At 66.4% G+C, this 17057-nt stretch carries 19 protein-coding genes and 1 riboswitch; of the genes, 13 read left to right on the plus strand and 6 right to left on the minus strand.

The genetic code is table 11. From position 1 onward, the window contains the following. The first annotated feature begins 1 nt into the window (after position 1). From KUV65_RS05050 to KUV65_RS05060, 3 genes are all read left to right on the plus strand, one after another. Positions 2 to 247 carry a hypothetical protein gene (locus KUV65_RS05050; RefSeq protein ID WP_222188140.1) on the plus strand — a complete coding sequence of 82 codons (246 nt, stop codon included), beginning with the start codon at positions 2 to 4 and terminating at the stop codon, positions 245 to 247. Continuing rightward, a complete protein-coding gene (locus tag KUV65_RS05055) occupies positions 234 to 371 on the plus strand; it encodes a hypothetical protein (RefSeq protein ID WP_222188142.1) in 138 nt (45 codons plus the stop codon). Before KUV65_RS05050 ends, KUV65_RS05055 begins: the two co-directional genes overlap by 14 nt. 91 nt (positions 372 to 462) lie before the next feature. Then, positions 463 to 849 carry a DUF4177 domain-containing protein gene (locus tag KUV65_RS05060; RefSeq protein WP_222188144.1) on the plus strand — a complete coding sequence of 129 codons (387 nt, stop codon included), beginning with the start codon at positions 463 to 465 and terminating at the stop codon, positions 847 to 849. Positions 850 to 852: 3 nt separating this feature from the next. On the opposite strand, the gene KUV65_RS05065 is transcribed toward KUV65_RS05060, so the two are convergent. Then, a complete protein-coding gene (locus KUV65_RS05065) occupies positions 853 to 1110 on the minus strand; it encodes a BolA family protein (protein WP_222188146.1) in 258 nt (85 codons plus the stop codon). Between the two features lie 76 nt (positions 1111 to 1186). On the opposite strand from KUV65_RS05065, the gene KUV65_RS05070 reads away from it, so the two are divergent. Both KUV65_RS05070 and KUV65_RS05075 read left to right on the plus strand, forming a co-directional pair. Next, positions 1187 to 1819 carry a J domain-containing protein gene (locus KUV65_RS05070; protein WP_222188148.1) on the plus strand — a complete coding sequence of 211 codons (633 nt, stop codon included), beginning with the start codon at positions 1187 to 1189 and terminating at the stop codon, positions 1817 to 1819. Between the two features lie 138 nt (positions 1820 to 1957). Next, positions 1958 to 3160: an NAD(P)/FAD-dependent oxidoreductase gene (locus tag KUV65_RS05075; RefSeq protein ID WP_222188150.1), complete on the plus strand. Its 1203-nt coding sequence runs from the start codon at positions 1958 to 1960 to the stop codon at positions 3158 to 3160. 75 nt (positions 3161 to 3235) lie between these two features. On the opposite strand, the gene KUV65_RS05080 is transcribed toward KUV65_RS05075, so the two are convergent. After that, the gene (locus KUV65_RS05080) at positions 3236 to 4684 is read right to left on the minus strand and encodes a TrkH family potassium uptake protein (protein ID WP_222188152.1); all 1449 of its coding nucleotides are present in this window, start codon (positions 4682 to 4684) and stop codon (positions 3236 to 3238) included. Positions 4685 to 5192: 508 nt separating this feature from the next. Between KUV65_RS05080 and KUV65_RS05085 the strand changes: the two genes are divergently transcribed. Together KUV65_RS05085 and arsB are read left to right on the plus strand one after the other, a co-directional pair. Further along, on the plus strand, positions 5193 to 5507 hold the full coding sequence (locus KUV65_RS05085) for a hypothetical protein (protein ID WP_222188154.1): 315 nt from the start codon (positions 5193 to 5195) through the stop codon (positions 5505 to 5507). A 206-nt stretch (positions 5508 to 5713) separates the two neighbouring features. Next, on the plus strand, positions 5714 to 6721 hold the full coding sequence (gene arsB / locus KUV65_RS05090; RefSeq protein WP_222188156.1) for an ACR3 family arsenite efflux transporter: 1008 nt from the start codon (positions 5714 to 5716) through the stop codon (positions 6719 to 6721). Between the two features lie 73 nt (positions 6722 to 6794). Here the strand turns inward: arsB and folE2 are convergent, their stop codons facing one another. The 4 genes from folE2 to metZ form a co-directional block, all read right to left on the minus strand. Further along, positions 6795 to 7892 carry a GTP cyclohydrolase FolE2 gene (folE2, locus tag KUV65_RS05095; RefSeq protein ID WP_222188158.1) on the minus strand — a complete coding sequence of 366 codons (1098 nt, stop codon included), beginning with the start codon at positions 7890 to 7892 and terminating at the stop codon, positions 6795 to 6797. A gap of 127 nt (positions 7893 to 8019) precedes the next feature. Then, complete coding sequence (locus tag KUV65_RS05100; RefSeq protein WP_222188160.1) at positions 8020 to 8754, minus strand: glutamine amidotransferase; 735 nt, start codon at positions 8752 to 8754, stop codon at positions 8020 to 8022. Then, the gene (locus KUV65_RS05105) at positions 8751 to 9245 is read right to left on the minus strand and encodes a GNAT family N-acetyltransferase (RefSeq protein WP_222188162.1); all 495 of its coding nucleotides are present in this window, start codon (positions 9243 to 9245) and stop codon (positions 8751 to 8753) included. Before KUV65_RS05105 ends, KUV65_RS05100 begins: the two co-directional genes overlap by 4 nt. A gap of 10 nt (positions 9246 to 9255) precedes the next feature. Beyond that, positions 9256 to 10461 carry an O-succinylhomoserine sulfhydrylase gene (metZ, locus tag KUV65_RS05110; protein ID WP_222188165.1) on the minus strand — a complete coding sequence of 402 codons (1206 nt, stop codon included), beginning with the start codon at positions 10459 to 10461 and terminating at the stop codon, positions 9256 to 9258. 74 nt (positions 10462 to 10535) lie between these two features. Then, a riboswitch (SAM riboswitch) is annotated at positions 10536 to 10614 on the minus strand. A gap of 156 nt (positions 10615 to 10770) precedes the next feature. Here metZ and KUV65_RS05115 point away from each other — a divergent pair. The 6 genes from KUV65_RS05115 to KUV65_RS05140 all read left to right on the plus strand — a co-directional run bounded on the left by KUV65_RS05115 (position 10771) and on the right by KUV65_RS05140 (position 17043). Continuing rightward, positions 10771 to 11664 (plus strand): hypothetical protein, encoded by an 894-nt coding sequence (locus KUV65_RS05115; RefSeq protein ID WP_222188167.1) that lies wholly within the window; start codon positions 10771 to 10773, stop codon positions 11662 to 11664. A 299-nt stretch (positions 11665 to 11963) separates the two neighbouring features. Next, on the plus strand, positions 11964 to 12881 hold the full coding sequence (locus KUV65_RS05120) for a 5-bromo-4-chloroindolyl phosphate hydrolysis family protein (protein WP_222188169.1): 918 nt from the start codon (positions 11964 to 11966) through the stop codon (positions 12879 to 12881). A 5-nt stretch (positions 12882 to 12886) separates the two neighbouring features. Beyond that, positions 12887 to 14092 carry a toxic anion resistance protein gene (locus KUV65_RS05125; RefSeq protein WP_222188171.1) on the plus strand — a complete coding sequence of 402 codons (1206 nt, stop codon included), beginning with the start codon at positions 12887 to 12889 and terminating at the stop codon, positions 14090 to 14092. 20 nt (positions 14093 to 14112) lie between these two features. After that, positions 14113 to 15084: a DUF2927 domain-containing protein gene (locus KUV65_RS05130; protein ID WP_222188182.1), complete on the plus strand. Its 972-nt coding sequence runs from the start codon at positions 14113 to 14115 to the stop codon at positions 15082 to 15084. Between the two features lie 118 nt (positions 15085 to 15202). Then, positions 15203 to 16342 (plus strand): SPFH domain-containing protein, encoded by a 1140-nt coding sequence (locus tag KUV65_RS05135; protein WP_222188184.1) that lies wholly within the window; start codon positions 15203 to 15205, stop codon positions 16340 to 16342. Positions 16343 to 16452: 110 nt separating this feature from the next. Then, complete coding sequence (locus KUV65_RS05140) at positions 16453 to 17043, plus strand: hypothetical protein (RefSeq protein ID WP_261331593.1); 591 nt, start codon at positions 16453 to 16455, stop codon at positions 17041 to 17043. Positions 17044 to 17057: the final 14 nt, after the last annotated feature.

Here is a 17057-nt window from a genome sequence, read left to right on the forward strand (position 1 = left end):
CATGGCGCGGCCCCGCCTGCGCGACGAGCTGGCCGCCCATAACGAGCGGGTGAAGCTGCTGGCGGGGTTCCTGAACGCGGTCGGGCTGGGCCTGATCGGCTTTGCCGTGCTGCGCCCGCTGACCGATGACGCCATTCCGCTGACCATCATGACCGCCATCTGGGCGCCCGCGGGACTCGCATTGCACGCCATTGCGCACTATATTCTTGGCATGATGCGCAAGGAGGCTTCCCATGACGCCCTTTGAAATCGCCATTCCCCTGATCGCCCTGGCCGTGGCCGGGATCGGTGTCATGCTGATGCGTCACGAGACCCGCAAACTCGATGCTCGCATCGAGGCCGAGGCCCGGCGCCGCCATCCAGCCGAGTGAAGATTGGGGCCATGCGCCCCGATCCCTCTTGCCCCGGCCCCGTGGCACGGGCTAAGACGCGCCGATCCAACGCCGCGCTCCGGAGAGATCCATGCCCTATTTCGAGTACAAGGTCGTGCCCGCCCCCGAAAAGACGCCGCGCGTGCGGGGTTTGAAGGGGGCTGATCGCTTCGCCTACACGCTCGAAACGATCCTGGGCGAAATGGGCGCCGAGGGCTGGGAATATGTCCGCGCCGACACGTTCGAGGATACCGAGCGCAAGGGCATGGGCCTTGGCGCGAAATCGACGGTCAAGCGCTGCGTCCTGATCTTCCGCCGCGAGATCTTCTACGAAGGCGAGGCTACGACGGAGCACGCCGAGGATACCGCCGAAGCCCCTGCCCCCGAGGGTGCCGAGGACAGCTGGACCGAACCGCACGCAGCGCCCGCCGCCGGGCGGCGTCTCGTGGCCGACCCCGCCGACCGCGCCGCCGAATAAGGCTCAGGCACTGATCTTCAGCGCCAGCGCGTGGATCTCCGAGACGAGGTCTTTTCCCAACGCTTCATGCACGGCGCGATGCTGGGCGACGCGCGACAAACCGTCGAATTTCTCGCTCTCGATGCGGACCCGGAAATGGCTTTCGCCGCCCTCCTGGTAGCCCGCATGACCCCGGTGGCGTTCGCTGTCATCAACCACCTCCAGAACCCGGGGCGCGAAGGCCTCCTGCAGTCGTGATCTGATTTTCTCTGTCCGCGTCACGAAATCCGCTCCTCGCCTCTTTCCCTTGCCGTCCAAAACCCTAAACTGCCTGTTCCGAGTCGAGAAGGGGCCGAGCATGAGTGACAAAGACCCGTTCAATTTCGACCTGCGCGTCTCCACCGACAAGAAAAAGCGCCGCTCCGGCAGGCGCGGGATGTCGGGCGCGTTCGAGACGTCGCAGCGCGTCTGCGAGCATCCCGGCTGCAACGAGCCGGGCCAGTATCGCGCGCCCAAGGCCCCCGACGTGCTGGACGATTATTACTGGTTCTGCCGCGACCATGTGCGCGAGTACAATCTCAAGTGGAACTTCTTCGAAGGCACCACCGAGGCCGAGATGGAGGCGCAGCTGGACCGCGACCGGGTCTGGGACCGTCCCACCAAGCCGTTCAAGAAATCGACCGAGGAACGCGCCTGGGCGCGGCTCGGAATCGAGGACCCGCACCAGGTGCTGGGCGAGAACGCGACGCGCAACCCGGGCCGCTCGAACGGGTCGACCGGCCGCCGCCTGCCGCCCACCGAACGCCGCGCGATCGAAATCCTCGACGCCAAGGATCACTGGACCAAGGCCGAGATCCGCAAGAGCTACAAGGCCCTCATCAAGGTGCTGCACCCGGACATGAACGGCGGCGACCGCTCGGACGAAGACCGCCTGCAAGAGGTCGTCTGGGCCTGGGACCAGATCAAGGACAGCCGCAATTTCGGGGATTGAGCCAGATGATGCGCCCGCCCGGGACCGCGTCTTGATCTTTATCCATCAAATATGCCCGCCGGAGGCGCCAGCGCCGCGCGGGGCTCGATGCCCCGTGCGGCGCTCGCCGGGCGACGCCAAAGGCGGCGCAATCCCTCGATGAGTGCGAAACCGACAGACGTGACCACCCTGATCCTCGGCGCGGGCGCGGCGGGGATGATGTGCGCGGCCCATGCCGGCCCCGGCACGCTGGTCATCGACCACGCCAAGGCGCCGGGCGAGAAGATCCGCATCTCGGGTGGCGGGCGCTGCAACTTCACCAATCTCTACACCGAGGCCGAACATTTCCTCGGCGAGAACCCGCATTTCCCGAAATCCGCCCTCAGCCGCTACACCCAGTGGGATTTCATCGACCTCGTCGACCGCCACGGCATCGCGTGGCACGAAAAGACGCTGGGCCAGCTGTTCTGCGACCGCTCCGCCAAGGACATCATCGCGCTCCTGCGCGCCGAGATGGAGCGCGCCGGGGCCGATCTCTGGCTCGAGGCCGAACCGGGCGAGATCACCCATGCCGACGGGCGGTTCCGGGTCGAGGTCACGCAAGGCGGCACGCCGCGCAGCGTCACCGCGCGGAACCTCGTTCTGGCCACGGGGGGCAAGTCGATCCCCAAGATGGGCGCGACGGGGCTGGCCTACCGCATCGCCGCGCAATTCGGCCACCGCGTGACCGAGACGCGCCCCGCCCTCGTGCCGCTCACCTTCGACGAGACGCGCAAGGCCGGGTTCGCCGACCTGCCCGGCACGGCGGTGGACACGCGCATCACCTGCAACGGCGCCAGCTTCGACGAGGCGATGCTGTTTACCCATCGGGGCCTCTCCGGCCCTGCGGTGCTGCAAATCTCGTCCTACTGGCGCGAGGGCGATAGCCTGTCGGTCTGCCTGCGCCCCGATCTCGACCTGTTCGAACATCTGCGCGCCCGCCGCGCCGAGGCGGGGGGCAAGGCGCTCTCCACGGTCCTGTCCGAGATCCTGCCCCGCAAGCTCGCCCTGCACCTGGCCGCCGAATTGGGCCTTGCGGGCAATCTTGCCGACCAGTCCGACGGCGCGCTGCGCGCGCTGACCGACCAGCTGACCCGGTGGGAGCTGACGCCGACCTCCTCCGAAGGCTACCGCACGGCGGAGGTGACGTTGGGCGGCGTGGCAACCGATGCGATCAGTTCCAAGACGATGGAAAGCGCGCTGGTCCCCGGCCTCTTCGTCATCGGCGAGGCGCTGGACGTGACCGGCTGGCTGGGCGGCTACAATTTCCAGTGGGCCTGGTCCTCGGGCGTGGCGGCGGGACGGGCCATCGCCACGCGGTGAGGGGGGCGTTTTCCGCAACGGAAAACGCCGGAAAAGCCGGCTTTTCCGGTCCGGAAATCTCGAGATTTCCGCCCCTCACGTCCGCCAGAAGGCGGTGGTGAACAGCACGAAGACCGCCATCAGTTCCAGCCGCCCCACCAGCATGGCCAGCGACAGGATCCATTTCGCGGCATCGTTGAGCGATGCGAAATTGCCCGAGGGTCCGATGATATCGCCCAGGCCGGGCCCGATATTACCCAGCGCCGCCGCAGCCCCCGAGACCGAGGTGATGAAATCCAGCCCGGTCAGCCCCAGCGCCACCGAGACGATGCCGAGCGACACGAAGAACAGCACGAAGAAGGCCATGACCGAGGACAGGATCTCTTCCGAGATCGGGCGACCCTCGTAGCGCGGCTCGAACACGCCGTGGGGCGCGTAGAGGCGGCGCACCTGCGTCGCGATCGAGGCGAAGAGCAACTGGTAGCGGAAGACCTTGATCGAGCAGGAGGTCGACCCGGCGCAGCCTCCGATCAGGCCAACGAAAAAGAAGATCACCACCGGCACCGGCCCCCAGAGCTGGTAGTCAACGCTGGCATAGCCCGTCCCCGAGATGATCGAGGTGACGTTGAAGATCCCCTCGCGAAAGCCGTGTTCCCAATGGTCGTCATTGGCGAACACCCGGTAGAGCGTCAGGAACACGGTCAACAGAAGGATCGTCACGATATAGGCGCGCACCTGGCTGTCGCGCAGGATCGGGCGCGCGGTGCCCGCGACCAATTGGATGTAGCGCACGAAGGGCAGGCTTGCGAGGATCATGAACACGGCGGCGACATATTCCATCGGCCCCTGGAACGCGCCAAACGAGGCATCTCGGCTGGAGAACCCTCCGGTGGACACGGTCGTCAGCGCATGCATCAGCGCGTCGAACCCCGGCATCCCCAGAGCGGCATAGGTCAGCGCACAGGCGACCGTCAGGCCCAGGTAGATCACCGAGATCCGCGCCGCGATCTCGGTCGCGCGGGGCAGGATCTTCCCCATCGTGTCGAACGCCTCGGAGCGGAAGATCTGCATGCCGCCCACGCGCAGCTCGGGCAGGAACACCATGGCCACGACGATGATCCCGATACCGCCGAACCATTGCATCAACCCACGCCAGAGGTTCAGCCCCACGGGCAGATCGTCGAGCCCCGAAAACACTGTCGCCCCGGTCGTGGTCAGGCCCGACATCGCCTCGAAGAAAGCGTCGACATAGCGTGCCTCGGTCGCGCCGAGCACGAAGGGCAGCGCCCCGAAAATCGGAAGGACCAGCCAGACGCCGGTGGTCAGCAGAAAGGTCTGCTGGATCGACAGGCCCTCGCTCACCCCATTGGCGCAGGCCAGCGTCAGAAGCAGCCCCGTCACCGTGGTGATCGCCATGGCCTCGGCGAAGGGGCCCCAATGCCCGTTGCCCGCCGCCAGGTCGAAGGCGAGCGGCACGATCATCGTCGCCCCGAGCGCGAGCACGAGAAGACCGAGAACATAGACGACGGGGCGCAGGTCGAACATGGCGCGGAGCGTTGGCGCGCGCCGCCCCCCCTGTCAAGCGACCGAGGCTTCGCGGGCGCGGTTTCCGGGCAAACCCCGCTGCCGCTTGGAAAAACCGTGGCAGCCTGTAGCAGGAAAATGTTGCCGCAAGGTCATTTGGTCGTTAGCCTTTTTTGGAAAGGTTCCAGACTGAAGGCGATTTTGGCCCTTCGGTGGAGCTCAACCCCCGCCAGCCGCCCTCGGGTGGCCCGCCAGGACAAAGGGGACGCCATGGGCGCCCAGGACCAAAAAGGTCAGAAAACGCTGACCGACGATGACATTGCTACCATCCGCTATCATCGCGGACCTGCGGGCGGTGGTCATGACGTCGACAGCGACGCGCACGCGCATACCGATTCGGACGCTGCGCCCGCGCACAGCACCGATTCAGACACGAGCCACCCCGCCCCCGCCCATGACAGGGACGCGGGATAGGCCGATTTCATCCTGAATTTTCAATCCACCCATTCACGCACGGAGGACAGGACCGATGACGGACAAGAAGGAAGACAAGGCCAAGCCGACGCTGGACGAGAGCCAGATCGACACCAAGCGAGGCCTCAACCGGCGCACCATGTTGCGCGGCTTCGGGATCGGGGGCCTTGGCCTTGGGACGGCGGCGGCAACCGGCTGTGTGCCCGTTGGCTATGCCAGCGGCATCACCGACTCCGACAACGGCCCGATCATCGACCCCGCTGGCTGCGGGCGCGGCGGGCGCCGGGGCTACTACACCGGCTACACCGACGCCGATAACGGCCCGATCGTCGATCCGGGCGGCCAGGGCCGCGGTCCGCGCACCTGCTGAGGCGATCAAAGCTGTTCATGACGAAGCGGTCACCGGCCCAGGCGCCGGGGCCGCTTTTTCATTGGAACCCGCTCCGGTTCCGCGCGGCGCATCGCCTGTCGCCATTGCGCCGCACCGCTGGCGAAACCCGGCGAAGGGCTTGAACGCCGCGCCCGCCCAGTCCAAGGGGCGCAGGACCGCGCAGCAACACCCGGGAGATCGCCGCCATGGGCCTGTTCGAACGCTACCTGTCCGTCTGGATCGCCCTGGCCATGGTCGCGGGCATTGCCATCGGTGCCACGCTCCCCGGCCTTGTCGAGGCCATCGCGGCGGCTGAACTGGCCAGCGTCAACCTTGTCGTGGCCGTCCTGATCTGGGCGATGGTCTACCCGATGATGGTGGGCGTGGACCCAGGCAGCCTGAAGGACGTGGTGAAACAGCCGCGCGGTCTTGCCATCACGCTGGCGGTGAACTGGCTGATCAAGCCCTTCACCATGGCCGCGCTTGGCGTCCTGTTCTTCGAGGTGGTCTTTGCCGACCTGATCGCCCCCGAGGATGCCCAGCAATACATCGCCGGTTTGATCCTGCTCGGCGCCGCGCCCTGCACGGCGATGGTGTTTGTCTGGTCACACCTGACCCGGGGCGATGAAAGCTACACGCTGCTGCAGGTCTCGGTGAACGATGTGGTGATGGTCTTCGCCTTCGCCCCCATCGTGGCCTTCCTGCTGGGGGTCACGGATATCGCCGTGCCCTGGGGCACGCTGATCCTGTCGGTGGTGCTCTTCGTGGCGCTGCCCTTGGCCGCGGGCCTCTGGACCCGTGCACGGCTGGGCAGCGAGTACCGGATCGAGGCGTTTCGCAACCGGGTGAAGCCGTGGTCGGTGATCGGCCTGATCGCGACAGTGGTGATCCTGTTCGGCTTGCAGGGGCAAGTGATTTTGGACCGCCCGCAGGTGATCGCCCTGATCGCGGTGCCGATCCTGCTGCAATCCTACGGCATTTTCGCGCTGGCCTACGCGGCGGCCTACATGCTGCGCGTGCCGCACCGCATTGCCGCGCCCTGCGCCTTGATCGGGACGTCAAACTTCTTCGAACTGGCCGTCGCCGTGGCGATCAGCCTGTTCGGCCTGAACTCGGGCGCGGCTCTGGCGACCGTGGTCGGTGTGCTGGTGGAGGTCCCGGTGATGCTGTCCCTTGTAGCCTTCGCCAACCGCACGCGGGCACGGTTCACCTGAGAAAAAAAAGACCCCCGCACAGAATGCGGGGGCCTTTCGGCGATCTTGGGAGGAGCGCCGCGCAGGCGACGGGTCAGCCTGCGTGTATCAGTGACTGGAACAGGCGCGGATCGAGGCTCGCCGCCTCGAAGGTGGGTCCTTCGGTCAGCACGCTGACCGCGTCGTGGCTGTGCAGGCTTTCCTGATGGCTGGCCAGCACGCGGAAATCACCCACGCGGCTGTCATTCTCCAACTGCTCGGCGAACAGACGCGCGGCATCCTCGACGAAAATCGGGTTGGCGGCGTTCAACTCGGCAAAGGCCTGTTCATCCTCGCGCTTGACCATCACCTGCGTTTCGGTCGGCACGGCGGCGCGCGCCATGTCGATCAGATCCTCGAACCACAGGCAGTCCTGCCCGTCGGCCAGTTCCACCGAGATCCGCGCGACCGAGCGCTGCGAATGGGGCGTCGCCAACTGGTTGCGCGTGGCCCGCGCATGTTCACTCAGTTCCAGCGAGCACGGGCAGGTCGACGAATAGACATAGTCGAGATGGATGATCTTCTGCCGGACGCCGCCACGTTCCACCAGTTCCAGCGCGATGTCGTAATACTGGTAGCCCGACAGCCCCGAGCGCAGGCTGTCCACCTTCATCGGGAAGGACAGGCGCATCTGGATGCGGGCGTCAAAGCTTTCGAGATCGGCCTTGTAGTCATCGAGCGCCGCCTCGATCACCTCGAAGCTGAAGGTCTTTTCGGCATGGGCATAGAAGGACCGCATGATGCGGCTCATGTTGATGCCCTTTTTCTCGGCCTCGAGGCTGACGGTGCCGGTGACGCTGGTTTCCAGCGTCAGGTCGCCATTGTCGCGCGTGTGATAGTGGATCGGCAGGCGGAAATTCGAGATACCGACATGCTGAATTTGCCGCTGCGCCCCGCGGATCAGCGAGGACGGCCCGTTCTGAAGGTCCGGCAGACCGGCCTTGTAGGCGGCATCGACGGTGAACGCCTCGGGATACTCGCGCGAGAAGGACGGGTAGTCCCCCTGCCCTGTCAGCAGGCGGGCGATGCCCGGATCAAGCTCGGCCAGATCGGCGTCGCTGGCGCAGGCGGCCCAGTTCTTCAAAAGGCGCAGTGCCTCGGCCGCATCCTCGCGGTTCGGCTGCTCGGGGGTGGTGGTTACATGCATGTTCATGGGGGTCACCCTGTCCTGTCTCTCATCCAAGGATATGGGGCGCGAGGGTCACGGCCCAAGTCTTGTCTTTCGAAAGAGTTACGCTATGCGCCCGGAAACGGATTATTTTCCAACGTTCACGAGCACGTTATCCGCCGAAACGATGGGTGAAATTCGACAGGATGCGCTCCGGCACGGTGATCTCTTCGGCAAGGCAGGCCTCGGTCAGCGCCTCGGCGTCGGACGGGTCGAAATAGCCGCGATCACGGTAGATGCGGATGCGGTTGGCGAAATTCTGCCCCTTGGCTTCGGGGTGGAACTGCGTGGCGTAAACGTTGCGCCCGGCGCGGATCATCTGGAACGGGCACGGGGCCGAGGCGACGAGATGCACGGCGCCCTCGGGCAGGGTTTCGACCGCTTCCTTGTGGCCCACCAGCGCGCGGAAGTCGCGGGGCAGATCGGCAAGGATCGGGTCGGCCGCCCCCGCCTCGGTCATCGTGCAATCGACGCCGCCGATCGGCTCGCCGTAGCGGCCCTTGGCGACCGTGCCGCCCAGCGTATGGCCCAGGATGCCCATGCCGTAACAACAGCCCATGAAGGGCATGTCGCGCGACAGGACCTGGGGCATGAGCGACAGGATGTCGGCCTCGATCCGGGCTTCCAGCGGGTCCTTGTCCTCGGGCGCATCGCTGACGCATCCCGGACCGCCGCCGACGATGATGCCCGCGTAATCGTCTAGTGACAGCGCGGGCATCGGCGCCTCGTCCAGCCGGATGCGATGCACCTGGGCCGCGCTCAGCCCGCCACGGTCGAGAAAGGCGTCGAACTCCTCGTCGGCGGCCTCGGTCTCGGGGCGCAGTTGCAGGACGAGGAACCGTTTCACGCCGCCACCTCCGCCGCGACGAGGGGCTTTTCCATCACCGCGTTGGGCAGGCCGATGCCGTGGCGCCTGACCCTCTGCCGACGCAAGACCGACCAGCCGCGCGCGGCAAAGAACGGCTCGGCCACGCGGCTGGCCTCGGTTTCCAGGCGGTCGATCCCGGCGGATTTCGCCCGCCCCTCCAGCACGGCAAGCAGCGTGCCGCCGACGCCCCGCCCCGCCGCCTCGGGCAGGACATAGGCGAAATCGAGGAAGGCATCGTCGAGGTTCAGCGCCATGAAGCCAAGCAGGCCGCGCCCATCCTCGGCCACCATCGTGTCGAGGCGCGACAGGCGCGTATCCCAATGCTCGGCCGTCTGGGGGCGCGGCGACCACGCCATGCGCTGCGGTAGGGTGTAGTGGCGCGCGGCCCCGCGGCGCACGGCGCGGTGAAACACGGTCGCCAGCGCCGCCGCATCCTCGGTGCGGTAGGGTCGGATGATGAGCCCGCTCACCGCGCGGCCCTCAGGCGGACCTTGCGGCGGCCAGCGCCGCCATCAGGTCCTCGATCAGGTCCTCAGGGTCTTCGAGGCCCACCGACAGCCGCACCAACCCGCGCGTGATTCCGAGGCGATCGCGCTGCTCTTCGGTCAGGCGCTGATGCGTGGTGGTCGCGGGATGGGTGATGATCGACTTCGCATCCCCGAGGTTGTTGGAGATCGTGATGATCTTAAGCGCATTGAGGAAGCGGAAGGCCGCCTCTTGCCCGCCCTCGATATCCAGCGCGATCACGGTGCCCGACCGCTCCATCATGCGCGCGGCCAGTGCGTGCTGCGGGTGATCGGACAGGCCCGGGTAGATGACGCGAGAAAGCCCCGGCTGTCCCTGCAACGCTTCGGCGATGGTTTGCGTGCTATCCGCTTGCGCGCGAACGCGCAGGTCCAGCGTTTCCAGCGATTTCAGCAGAACCCAGGCGTTGAACGGGCTCATCGCGCCGCCGGTATGTTTCATGTAGGGCTCGACCGTCTTGCGGATCATCTCGCGCGAGCCGAGGATCACGCCGCCCAGACAGCGCCCCTGCCCGTCGATATGCTTGGTCGCGGAATAGACCACCATGTCGACGCCCTGCGCGATGGCGTTGGAATAGACGGGCGTGACAAAGACATTGTCCACGACGACCTTGGCCCCGACGGCATGGGCCAGGTCGGCGACGGCGGCGATGTCGATCACCTCGAGCGTGGGGTTCGAGATGGTCTCGAAGAACACGACCTTGGTCTCGGGACGGATCGCCGCGCGCCACTGGTCGAGCTCGGTGCCATCGACGAAGGTCACCTCGACGCCATAGCGGGTCAGCACCTCTTCGAGGATATACAGGCACGATCCGAAGAGCGCACGGGCTGCAACCACATGGTCCCCGGCCTTGAGCAGGGACACCAGCGCCCCGTTCACCGCGGCCATGCCCGAGGCGGTGGCAAAGGCATCTTCGGCCCCTTCCAGCGACGCGATACGCTCTTCGAACATGGCGACGGTCGGGTTGCCGTAGCGCCCGTAAATGAACTCGTCGGGGCCGGTTTCGATGAAACGGGCCTCGGCGGCCTCGGCGCTGTCGTAAACGAAGCCCTGCGTCAGGAACATCGCCTCGGACACCTCGCCATACTGGCTGCGGCGGGTGCCGGCGTGCACGGCGCGGGTGCGCGGTTTCAAAACGGGTTTGGCGGGAGCGTCCTTCATGCGCCCAATCCTCCTGATCCGGGTGCGCGGACCAAAAAGCCCCCGCACCATGTCCTGGCCGGGGGCGGGCGGTTCTGGCGCACTCCTCGACCTCTTTAGCGGTTTCTTTAGCGTGGCCCGCAATCCGGTTCACAAATCGCCACGAATGGCGCGATGCCTAAGCCCGCGGCGCGGGACGGTCAAGCGAAATGACGGGCGGCAAGCAGGTGGCGCGCGGGTCACGTCACCGAACTGTCGTGCCCGCGTTACCGAGATGTTGCGGAGGCCAGCTATCCAGCCATCAAGCTCTGGTGGAAAACGGGCGGCAGGATGGCGCTGATCGGGCTCAACGTGGACGGCACGGGGATCGAGGGGACAGAGGCGATCTGGCCGGCGCTCGATGCGCTGCCCGAGGGCCGCGCGGTCACCGTGATGACCCATGGCTACCGCTACAGCCCCCGCAGCCCCGAGACCGACCCGCATACCCATATCCTGTCCCTGCGCCCCTCGCGCCCCTGCTGGAAGGCCGTCAGTTGGCCGCGGCACCTGCATCTGCACCGCGCGGGGGCCGATCTTGGCCTCGCGCTCGGCTGGCATGCGACGGGCGCCCTGCCCCGCGTGGCCCTGCGTGCGAGCCGCGTGGGCGGTATCCTCGGTGGCCTGATCGGAGAGATCCACGCACGGCATCCCGATCTGCGCATTAACCTCGTGGCGCATTCGCTGGGGGCGCGGGTGGCGCTCGCGGCCATCGCGGATGCGCCCGCGGGTTCCGTCAGCCGGGCGATCCTGCTCAGCGGGGCCGAGTATCGCAGCGCGGCACGGGCCGCGATGGCCGCACCCGCCGGACGCGGCGCGCAGGTTCTGAACGTGACCAGCGGCGAAAACCTGCCCTTTGACGCGATGTTCCGGGTGGCCGCACCGCCGCTTTGGCCCGCCGACCGGGCGCTCTGCGCCGGGCTGCCCGGCCTGCCCGGCTGGACGGACCTGAGAATCGACTGCGCCGACACGCGAGCGGCCCTGTCCGCGATGGGCTATCGCACGCGCCCGCCCGTCACGCGGGTCTGCCACTGGTCGGGCTATCTGCGCCCAGGCCTCTTTCCGCTGTACCGCGATGTGCTTGGGCCGAACGGCGCCGAAACACTCGCCCGGATCGCCACGCGAACGGGCGCGGCACGCCGAGCGCCGGACCCCGTCAGCCTGGACAAGGCCATGGTCCGCGCCTGACCCGGCCGCCGCCTCGGGGAGAGGACAATGCGCTTTCCCCCTTCAAAGATCGCGCAGGTGTACCGATCTGATAGGCATCACCGGCGGCGCGGCGCGCGGTGGCAAGAAACTGCAACAAGGGGCGGCAATGTCTGGTTTTCGCAAAGAATCCTGCCTATCGTTTCGACAGGCGCGTATGATTGCGCCTGAAACGACCACGGGGCCGACATGAGTTCGAGTTTTCTTCAGGGCGTGGCGTTCTTCGCGCTGACCATCATCATCCTGATGGCCATCTTCGGCGGATTCGGGGCGCTTTGATCATGGCGAAGCGATACGGCGGAGAATTCAGCCCCACCGGCCAGCGCCCCGACAGCGGCGCCCCCCGCGAGATGGTGACGGCCGAGCGCATCACCCATGCCAGCTTTGCCGGGCGCAAACCCCTGCGGCACGGCGCGAAGATCAACCTGATGTTCGTGCTGCCGCTGCTGAGCTTCTTCACCGCCTTCTTCCAGCCGGTCACGGCCATGGCCACCGATCTGGCCGGCGCGGCCGCGATCCTGCTGGCCGCATGGCTGACGCGCGACGGCGTGCGGGCCGAGGATGCCTTCAACGAACGCAAGGTGGCACGCCGCCCGGCGATCCCGCGCAAGATATTCGGCTCGGTCCTGACCGGGATCGGGGTGTTCCTGCTGGTCTTCGGCGGGCAATGGAACCCGATCACGGCAACGCTGATCGGCCTGATCGCGGCGGGGCTGCACCTGTTCTCCTTCGGGTTGGACCCGCTTCAGGACAAGGGGCTAGAGGGGGTCGACCGGTTCCAGACCGACCGGATCGCCCGCAAGATCGAGGAAGCCGAGGCCGTGCTGAGCGAGATGACGAACGCCATCAAGCGCGCCCGCGACCGCGAGATCGAGGCCCGCGTCGCCAGCTTCGAGGAGACGGTGCGCCAGATGTTCCGCCAGGTGGAGGCCGACCCGCGCGACCTTGCCTCCTCGCGCCGGTATCTCGGGGTCTACCTGCAAGGGGCGCGCGACGCGACGGTGCAGTTCGCCGATCTCTACGCGCGCAATCGCGAGACCTCCGTCCGGGCCGATTACATGGCCTTTCTCGATGACATGGAAACCAATTTCGCCCTGCGCACGCAGAAAATGCTGACAGATGACCGCGAAGGCCTCGATATCGAGATCGAGGTGCTGCGCGAGAGATTGAACCGGGAAAACCTTAGGATCGAAGGGTAACAAAAATGAGCACACAAGTCAGGGAACAGGCCGAACAGGCCGCCAAGCTGGTCGATGAAATCAACGCCGTCGTCCTGCCCGAACCAAGCGCCGACATGGTGCCGCTGCCCGCCGCCGACGCACCGACCGCCGAACAGATCAACCGCCGCATGGCCGAGATCAACATGTCGGACACCAACTCGATCGTGACCTTCGGTTCGAACGCACAGGCCGAGTTGCAGGCGATCAGCCAGGAAATGCTGCAAGGCGTCAAGAACAAGGATGTCGGCCCCGCCGGCGACAGCCTGCGCGAGATCGTCGGCACGATCCGCGGTTTCTCGGTCGATGAGCTGGACCCCAACCGCAAGCGCAGCTGGTGGGAGCGCCTGTTCGGCAAGGCCAAACCGATCCACGATTTCATGGCGAAATACGAGGAGGTGCAGGACCAGATCGACCGCATCACGGACAACCTGCTCAAGCACGAGCATGTCCTGATGAAGGACATCAAGTCGCTCGACAAGCTTTATGAAAAGACCCTTGATTTCTATGACGAGCTGGCGCTCTACATCGCCGCGGGCGAGGAAAAGCTGCGCCTGCTGGACGACGTCGAGATCCCCGCGAAATCCGCCGAGATCGAAGCCGCCCCCGAGGGCGACCAGGTCATCAAGGCGCAGGAACTGCGCGACCTGCGCGCCGCGCGCGACGACCTTGAACGCCGGGTGCATGACCTGAAACTGACGCGCCAGGTCACGATGCAATCGCTGCCCTCGATCCGCCTGGTGCAGGAAAACGACAAGAGCCTCGTCACCAAGATCAACTCCACGCTCGTGAACACCGTGCCGCTGTGGGAAACCCAGCTGGCGCAGGCGGTCACGATCCAGCGCTCGACCGAGGCCGCCAAGGCCGTGCGCGAGGCGACCGACCTGACCAACGAATTGCTGGAGCAGAACGCCTCGAACCTGCGCGAGAGCAACAAGATGGTGCGCGAGGAAATGGAGCGCGGCGTCTTCGACATCGAGGCCGTCAAGCGCGCCAATGCCGAGCTGATCGCGACGATCCAGGAAAGCCTGGAAATCGCCGACGAAGGCAAGCGCCGCCGCGCCGAGGCCGAAGCCGAGATGGAAAAGATGGAGGCGGAGCTGCGCGACACGCTGGCCGCCGCCTCGGCTGGGCAAACGCCCAGCGGCCAGGCCGCTGCCGCGACGCCCCCCACCCCGCCGCAGAACGGCTGACTTGAAGAAAGGGGGCGCGCGTGCCCGCACGGTTGCATTCAGACAAGGCGATGGGGATCGGACGCATCCTCGGGCGCGCGGCCCTCGTCAGCGCCTGCCTTGCCCTTGCGGCTTGCGTCATGCCCACCCCCGACACCTCGCCCCGCCCCGAACCGCGCGAGGACGAGGGACCGCCGCCCCCCTCTGCCGAAAGCGAAAGCTTCGCGCGCTACTACGCCTCGGTCCAGGCGCGGCTGGTCAGCGACGGGATGCTCAGGACCGATGGCGGCGGGGTGGACACGCCCTTTTCCGCCGCGCAACTGGCCGCCAATTTCGAGCGCATCGCGCTTTACGACGAATACGCGCTGTCGGGCGGGCGCTTCATCGCGCAGCAGACCCCGTCGCGCCTGCGCCGCTGGGACCAGCCGGTGCGCATCCAGCCCCATTTCGGCGCCTATGTGGACGACGCGCAGCAGGCCGAGGACCGCTCGGTCCTGTCGACCTACGTGTCGCGGCTTGCGCGGGTCTCGGGCCATCCGATCCGCGTGGTCAATTCGGGCGGCAATTTCCACGTGCTCTACATCAATCGCGACGAGCAGCGCACCGCCGGGGATCTCGTGCGCCAACTGGTGCCCGGGATCAGCGCCGAGACGGTGAACGAGATCCAGACGCTGTCGCGCTTCACCTTCTGCTCGGTCTACGCCTTTTCGCAGGCCGGGGGCGGCTCGACCTATGTGGCGGCCATCGCGATCATCCGCGACGAACACCCGGACCTGCTGCGCCGGTCCTGCGTGCACGAGGAAGTGGCCCAGGGCATGGGCCTGCCCAATGACAGCCCCGCCGCCCGCCCCTCGATCTTCAACGATGACGAGGAATTCGCCCTGCTGACCCGCCATGACGAGCTGCTGTTGCGCATCCTCTACGACGACCGGCTGACACCCGGGATGCAGCCGGACGAGGCGCGGCCCATCGTGCGCCAAATCGCGGAAGAGGTGATGAACAGACCGTCCTGAGGCGCCCCACGGGGTGAAACAAGGTCGGGTTTTCCCCGCCCGATTCCCTGTAGCTAGGGGCGGCGCGTCCCTATATCATGTGTGCAAAGATCGGCTTTTCGACAGGGATTGCAGCGCCATGCCATTTTTCGATTTCCTTTCCGGCCAGTTCATCGACGTCATCGAATGGACCGACGATACCCGTGACACGATGGTCTACCGCTTCGAGCGGCACGGCCACGAGATCAAGTACGGTGCCAAGCTGACCGTGCGCGAGGGGCAGGTCGCCGTCTTCATCCACGAGGGGCAGCTCGCCGATATCTTCACCCCCGGTCTCTACATGCTCGAGACCAACAACATGCCGATCATGACCAGCCTTCAGCACTGGTCGCACGGGTTCAAATCGCCCTTCAAATCGGAAATCTACTTCGTCAACACCAACCGCTTCACCGACCTGAAATGGGGCACGAAGAACCCGATCATGCTGCGCGATCCCGAGTTCGGGCCGACGCGCATCCGGGCCTTCGGCACCTATTCCGTCAAGGTGATCGACGCCGGCAAGTTCATGACCGAGATCGTGGGCACGGATGGCGAATTCACCACCGACGAGGTCACCTTCCAGATCCGCAACATCATCGTGCAGCAGTTCAGCCAGACGGTCGCGGGGTCGGGCATCCCGGTGCTCGACATGGCGGCCAACACGGGCGAGTTCGGCGGGCTGGTCGCGGGCAAGATCTCCGAGACGATCGCGGAATACGGTCTGTCGCTGCCCGAGCTTTACATCGAGAATATCAGCCTGCCGCCCGCCGTCGAAGAGGCGCTGGACAAGCGCACCTCGATGGGGGTCGTGGGCGACCTGCACAAATACACCCAGTTCCAGACCGCCGAGGCGATGCGCGCCGCCGCCGAGAACCCCGGTGATGGCGGCATGGGCGCGGGCCTTGGCATGGGGATGGGCATGGCGATGGCCAACCAGATGGCCAATGCAGGTCCCTGGGGCCAGGCCGCGCAGCAGCCGCAGCCGCATCAGGCCGCCCATGCCGCACCGCCGCCCCCGCCGGTCGAGCATGTCTGGCACATCGCCGAGAACGGCCAGACCAAGGGCCCGTTCTCCAAGGCCGACCTTGGCCGTATGGCGACCGATGGCAGCCTGACCCGCGAGACGCTGGTCTGGACGCCAGGGCAGGATGGCTGGATGAAGGCCGATGACGTGCAGGAACTGGCGCAGCTCTTTACCGTCATGCCGCCCCCGCCGCCACCGCCGCCGCCGGCCGGCTGAGACTTGATCGCAGCATCATCTGCCTCACATCTTGGGGCAGCGACCCCGGCGCCCCAGGTTGCCGGGGTTTTTTGCCGAAACTTTCCCGCGCCGTCGCCCGTGACTGCCCCATGACCGAAACGCTGACATCGCCGCCCCCTCGCCCGCTCAGCGCGCTGCGCAGGCGGCTTCCGCGCCGCCGCACGGTGCTGAAAGCGATGCATCTGGCGATGATCCCGCTGACGGTCTGGTTCGTCATCGCCACGCCCGAATTCGTCCGCTCGATCTGGGGCGCTCGCGGGGCCGAGATCAATTCCGACATTGCGCTGGTCTTCGTGACGATCTGCCTGATCTGGTCGGTCGATACCTTCTTTCGCGGGCTGGCGGGGCGTCCGGGGCCGAAACTCTCGCCACGGCTGAAGCTGTTTCACCAGGTGCTGCACAAGACCATCGTCTGGGGCCTGTTCCTGGTGGCGGTGGGCGGTTTCCTGATCGGGCTGACCTCGGACCGGATGCTGTTCGCGGGCGGCTGGCTGCCCATCGCGCCGCCCCTCGGGCTGGAGCGCGCGAACGAGATCATCGGCAAGATCCACATCTACCAGTTCTACGCCCTCGCCGGGATCATCGTGATCCACGCGGGCTTCCATGTCTGGCGGCATCTCCGGCTGAGGGACAACGCGCTGCGCATCATGGCGCCAAAGATGCTGCACCGCTTTCTCTGACGCGGCCAATGACC

It is taken from the genome of Maritalea mobilis, assembly GCF_019800885.1.
In the GTDB taxonomy this organism is placed as follows: domain Bacteria; phylum Pseudomonadota; class Alphaproteobacteria; order Rhodobacterales; family Rhodobacteraceae; genus Roseibacterium; species Roseibacterium beibuensis.